The 5,342-nt window shown below is 66.3% G+C and carries 6 protein-coding genes; 3 read left to right on the forward strand and 3 right to left on the reverse strand.

The annotated features are described in order from the left end of the window. Nucleotides 1–147, reverse strand: a 147-nt coding sequence (locus VGV60_05240) for a twin-arginine translocation signal domain-containing protein (protein ID HEV8700658.1), incomplete at its 3' end; no start/stop codon positions are given. 212 nt (nt 148–359) lie between these two features. Continuing rightward, nucleotides 360–1,286 carry an HNH endonuclease signature motif containing protein gene (locus VGV60_05245; protein ID HEV8700659.1) on the reverse strand — a complete coding sequence of 309 codons (927 nt, stop codon included), beginning with the start codon at nt 1,284–1,286 and terminating at the stop codon, nt 360–362. Between the two features lie 600 nt (nt 1,287–1,886). Here VGV60_05245 and VGV60_05250 point away from each other — a divergent pair. Both VGV60_05250 and VGV60_05255 read left to right on the forward strand, forming a co-directional pair. Continuing rightward, nucleotides 1,887–2,420 (forward strand): hypothetical protein, encoded by a 534-nt coding sequence (locus VGV60_05250; GenBank protein ID HEV8700660.1) that lies wholly within the window; start codon nt 1,887–1,889, stop codon nt 2,418–2,420. Between the two features lie 33 nt (nt 2,421–2,453). Continuing rightward, nucleotides 2,454–2,639, forward strand: coding sequence for a hypothetical protein (locus VGV60_05255; GenBank protein HEV8700661.1), 186 nt, complete (start codon nt 2,454–2,456; stop codon nt 2,637–2,639). Between the two features lie 13 nt (nt 2,640–2,652). On the opposite strand, the gene VGV60_05260 is transcribed toward VGV60_05255, so the two are convergent. After that, entirely contained in the window at nt 2,653–4,248 is a 1,596-nt protein-coding gene (locus VGV60_05260; protein ID HEV8700662.1) for a hypothetical protein, read from the reverse strand. A gap of 681 nt (nt 4,249–4,929) precedes the next feature. Between VGV60_05260 and VGV60_05265 the strand changes: the two genes are divergently transcribed. Beyond that, on the forward strand, nt 4,930–5,130 hold the full coding sequence (locus VGV60_05265; GenBank protein HEV8700663.1) for a DUF2283 domain-containing protein: 201 nt from the start codon (nt 4,930–4,932) through the stop codon (nt 5,128–5,130). Nucleotides 5,131–5,342: the final 212 nt, after the last annotated feature.

The following is a 5,342-nucleotide window of genomic DNA, read 5'->3' on the forward strand; positions in this document are numbered from 1 at the left end:
GGCGCCGAGCTGGCCCAGGAAGCCGGTGCGCGGGGTCATGTGGCCGACCTTGATGACGTCCTGCGCCCTGAGGAGGGCCGGCACCCCGAGCGCCCCCGCCGCCGCCACCGCCCCCGTCCCGTGCTTGAGGAAGTCCCGTCGCTTCATGCCTGCCTCCTTGCCGTCATGGGTGCGCGTGCGCGGATGGCTGCGGCGCGTCCGGCCGGCGCTCCGGCCTGGACAAGGTAGCTTAGGCGTGCGGAAGAGGCAAGGCGGTGGGCGGACGTGCTGAAGGGAGGGCTACGCGACCACAACTCAAACACGGGTTCGAATCCCGTTGGGTCACCCATTCAACGCCCGAGACCTGCGTTGCGCGTGACTCAGCCCTTGAAGACGGTGTCTGCGTGCCACTCGAGTAGCTCGGTGCTGGGGCGATCAGCGGGATCGGGCGGCATCCACAGCGACGCCTTGTTCAAACGGAAGTAGTTTTCGCCGTTGTCGAAATCGTCCCTGAGACGGCGACTGACGCGAAGCTTGTAATCCCGCGTCACGGTCACGTAGCCTCGGTCGAAGAGCGTATGGACGTCTGAGCGGAGAAGAAGCCCGTTATCGATCTGGTGCGTCCCTCCGGCCGTCACGGGGCGAATGTGGGCAGCCTGAAGGACCGGCAAAGCTTTCTCGCCGGTTACTGCGCAACGGCGCTGGTAGATATCGGCGATGAGGACGCGGAAGCACCCTTGACCAAGCCGCTGTCGCACCGAAACGCCCTCGCGGAACATCGGCTGCTCGATGGATCCAAGCTCGCCATCCGCACGCCCTTGATGCCGGAGCCGGACGAGGACTTGATCCCAGAGGGCCTTACCGATACCGTCGGTGAGATCGTAGGTCTTGCCTTGGACGATGTTCCTGTGAAAATCAAGTGGGGCGGGGATCCACTCGCTGTCCTCGAAGAAGAACGGCTCCTGGAGCAGGATGCAACCGATCGTGTAATCGATCCGAGGATCCGCCGGAACACGGCGGTATCGTTCGATCCGGCGGCGCATCTCCTCGAACGAGGCGGCGCCATTCTTGTCCCCGAAGGCTTCCCAGGCGAGCGACGCGGGAAGGCGAGTGGCGTGCCGGAAGAAGCCCCCGCCCACTATGAAGTGGTCTGGGTAGTGGAGTTTTAGGAGTAGGGGCTGCCCGACGGACAGCGTACGAAACTCGCGGGCGCCACCCGGCTGCCAGAAGTTCGCCTCGTCAAGCCTGGGCCGCTCGCGCAGGTACCGAAACCAGTCCCGGTCGGTGATCGCCACCCAAGCCTTCATGGAACCTCGCGTCGCGGACAAGGCTGGATTCTAGCCCACCGAGGGCATCGCCGTCAGCGGCCCTTGGCGCGGACTGGCGAAAAATGTGACCGCAACAGGAACGCGGTTCGAATCCCTGGACGGCGGACGCCTAGCCCTGGACTGGACCGCTATGGCAGGTATTCCCTAATCAACTCACCCTGCCCTTCAGCCTCTGCTGCCCTCAAGCTCCTCGACACGATGAAGAAAACTGGGCGCTGGTCGAGTGCCGGAAGATCCGAGTACGCTACCAGTTGTCGGGTTGACCTGCGCCTCGGGCGCGACGCCGGTGCGAAAGTCCGTCGCCATCTGGCCGGCGACGAAGACGAGGTCGCCGACGGGCGTCCGGCCTCGAATGGCTCGATCCTCGTCGTCCGGAGGCTGAGACCGACGCGTGAAGGGACGGTCACGGTAGAAAGCCGCCCGATGCATGACCTCCGCTGTCGACCCTGGCTGGCATGGATGGGTGGCGGCACCTGAGAACACTGCTTTGATGTCGCACAGTTAGGGTCCCGGGGCCCGGTCTTCAACACTTCTTGGTAGTTAAGGCTCAGACTTCCTATTCTGGAGTAGGGAAGAGTGGTGGACCTCGACAACAGCCTACGTGGTCAACTCGCTGCTGCGGCTATCGAAGTCCTGCTCATCGACGCAGGCTACCAAGTTATCCCAACCGGCATTGAACGGAGCTTGCGAGAACTGCGAACCCTCGGTATTGATCGCTATTTGGCACTTGCTCCCGTTCAGCTGCGAACCACTCCGGACTTCTTCGTGTTGGACCCTGATGCAGAGGAGTCATGGCTCGTAGAGGTCAAGTTCCGCCGCTACCTGCATGAGAATCTCAGCGAGGACTTAGAGGCAGTTCAAAAGATCTGGTCGCCCTTCGCCTTGCTTCTCGTTCTCGAGGAACCACCGAAGGAGTGGACAGGTGAGGTCAAACACATCCGGGTATTCGACATCGCGCCCGGAAAACATCTAACGCCAAGGTTCTTCCGCGAAAAGGGTGCGCGACTTCAGGATGTGTTCTTGCGCCTCAGGGGAAAGTGGTCGGACAGTACGATCCTCACGGTTCAGGAGGCTTGCCTTCGACTCGTGGCCCAGAGTGGCGATGAGGACTAGGATCATCGGGCGCCGCTGTCCTTGAATCTGAAGTTGATTCATAAGCGCCCCTCCTTCAACGATTTGTCAACCGAACTCGATGATCAACGACCCCCCGAAGACGACCGCCGGAACACCACGGGCCAGACCTGCGACCCCTGGATCTCGCCGGTCAACTGGTCGTCGTCCCTGCGCACGGCGATCGAAATGGGGCTGGGCCTGGGCGAGGGACGGCCGTAGGAATCCGTGCCGGTCACCCAGCCCCGCAGGACGACGGTGTCGCGGCTTTCGAAATAGGTGGTCCCGGACGCGTGCCAGGTGCCGCCTCCGGTCGATGTGAACTCCCAGCCCAGGTCTCCGGAGATGGTGAGGTGGACGGCGCCGCCGGTGGACCGCCACTGGCCGGGAAGCCAGGCGGGAGGGGGACGCGGGCGACCGGGGCGGGGGGAGTGATGGCGGCGACCTCCGGCGCCGGGCTCGGCGGCAGCTCCACCGCGCTCGGGGTCTGGCCTCCGGCCCCTTGGTCCGCTTCCTTCCCGGCATTGGACGGCCCAGCATCGGACAGCGGCGGTGACGAGAGGGTCGAGCCTGGCGCCGGCGTCAGCTTGAGCTTGACCGGCCGGCCTCCCGCGACGCCCGCGAGCTTCACCTGCCGCACGCCGCGCCCCAGGAACGGCTCGAGGAACGCCGAGGCCTGCGCCTGGCCGGCGAAGGCGAGGCCCTCGAACTCGAACTCGACGCGACGCGACCCGACCTGCCCTTGTCCATCGTGGCCTTGAATCGGGCGCCGTCCATGGTTCCTCGGACCTGAACCTCGGACCCCGCCGGCGAGGCGGTCGCCTCCTGCAGCAGCGTCCGAAGCCGCGGGAGGTCCTGGGCCGTGAGGGCGACGCCCTTGAACTTCGCGTCGAACTTCCGGGAGCCCGCAACCAGGCCGGAGGGGCCGAAGAGCCGTGCCTCGGCCTCGGCGAGGGGTGCTTCGCTCCAGCGTGAGGTCCGCGGACTCCCCGGGGCTGAAGGGGGGTCGGGTCGGCTCCTCGCCCCGGAAGCGGGTCAGCAGCGGCTCGGCGCAGACTTCGGCGGCCTGGGCGATCGCGGTCTTCAGCAACGCGCCGCCGTTGGCCCTCAGCTCCTCCAGGGTCGGCAGCCCGAACTGGCGGTCGCCGCCCGCGGCGCACGTGAGCTCGGCTTGCCACACGACCTTGTCCTGGTCGAGGCGAATGAGCCGCGCGCGCACCCGGTAGAGCGCGAAGAAGGTCTTCGTGTCCTCCATGTGGTAGTGGAGGCCCCAGCCCGTGGTCTTGACGTCGAGGATGGTGGCGGAGCCGAACGCCTGCTTCAAGCTCTTGAGGTCGTCGCTGTGCATGGCCTCGACCACCGGCCGGATGCGGCTGATCTCTCCGGCCAGCCGCGACGCCAGGCGCTCCTTCAGGAGGACGACCGGATCCCCGAGGCCGACCTCGTGCGTCAGCTCGGCGCCCTCCGCCCGCTCCCCCGCCTCCTGGGCCTCATTGGCGGCCGCCACGCCGGCGTTGATCCTGATCACGATCGGCACGATGACCGGCAGGAGCAGCAGGGCGGCGGGACCGCCTGCCTCCAGACCGGCGAGTCCTGTCCGCCTTTTCAGGGCCGTCCTCCGCACGAGAAACGGGGGCGCCGCGTAGTGGATCGCGAGGACCTCCGGCTGGTCCCGCAGCCGGGCCAACTCGCCCTGCTCGACACCCTTGCCTACTCCAAGACGATCCCTCACCAGTACGGCGACGGCGCAGCCGTTGACGGCGAGCGCGATCGCCAGCAGCAGGCAGACGGTGCTGGGAAGACTCCCGGCTCGGGCCCTGGTCGATTCCATGTCGTGCCCTCCTGGGGTCGTATGCCCCCGGCTCCTCTGCTGCGCGCTCTCGGGGCGTGTCATGCCCCCCGTGATACCAGGGGGCCCGTCACAAGCTCGTCACCAGGGGGCAGGCGGGGGAAAGGGCGTGGTATTGGCGCTGCGGCGAGGACTTACAACCCGGCTGGGGCCTGCTGCAGGTACGCTACCCCATGACCGCAGACATTGCAGCAGCCTCACCGAGTCCCTCGTCGGGGACGCCGCGCTCGTGTGGCTCGCTGCGCTCGGTCAGGCCGTCGCGGATCAGGTTTTTCGCGCGACTGCCCCGTAGGGCTGTGACTCGAGGCAGGCTTCGTAGAGCTGCCCCACCGTATCCCAAAGGCGGCATTGTTTGGTGATGGCGCGCGTTGGTAGAGATCGGGCTTGTTAAGCCCAAGCCGCCGACGGATTATGTCATTGGACCGCATGCGGCTTTCGAGATGGCGCGGCGCGGGCTCGACGCGGAGATCATCCGCAGGGTTCTTGCGCATCCGGAGCAGGAGGTCGAGGTGCGAAGGACGCGTCATCTTCCAGTCACGGCTTGGCCTGGGGAGGCCGGCGCGGACGTATCTTGTCCGGATCGTGGTTGATGTCGACAGAAGGCCGGCGGAAGTCGTCACCGTCTATCGGACGACCAAGATCGCGAAGTACTGGAGGCGGTAGATGAAGGTGGCCTACGACCCGAGAACCGACACGCTCACTGTGATTTTGCGGGAGGGTGTGGCCGTCGCCGAGAGCGATGAGGACAAGCCGGGGGTCATCCTCGATTACGACGAGGCCGGGAACCTGGTGTCTCTGGAGATCCTTGATGCGTCCCGGCGGGTGACCGACGCCCGCAGGGTCGAGTTTCAGACGATCGACTGATCCCGCCCGCCTCCGGGCTCTTCGTGACCGACCGCTGACGGTGCTCGGCCGCTGGGCCCGCCGCCCGCCTCCCAGTTTTCTCGCTACCCCACAACCCCCCACATGTCCGCCACCAGCCCGCAGCCGGGGACCGGGATGCCGGGCACGCGGACGATGGACGTCGCCGGCATGCCGTCACCGAAGCGGACGGCCAGCGCGCGGAAGGACACCGC

The sequence above is a fragment of the Candidatus Polarisedimenticolia bacterium genome (assembly GCA_036001465.1).
Lineage (GTDB): Bacteria > Acidobacteriota > Polarisedimenticolia > Gp22-AA2 > Gp22-AA2 > Gp22-AA3.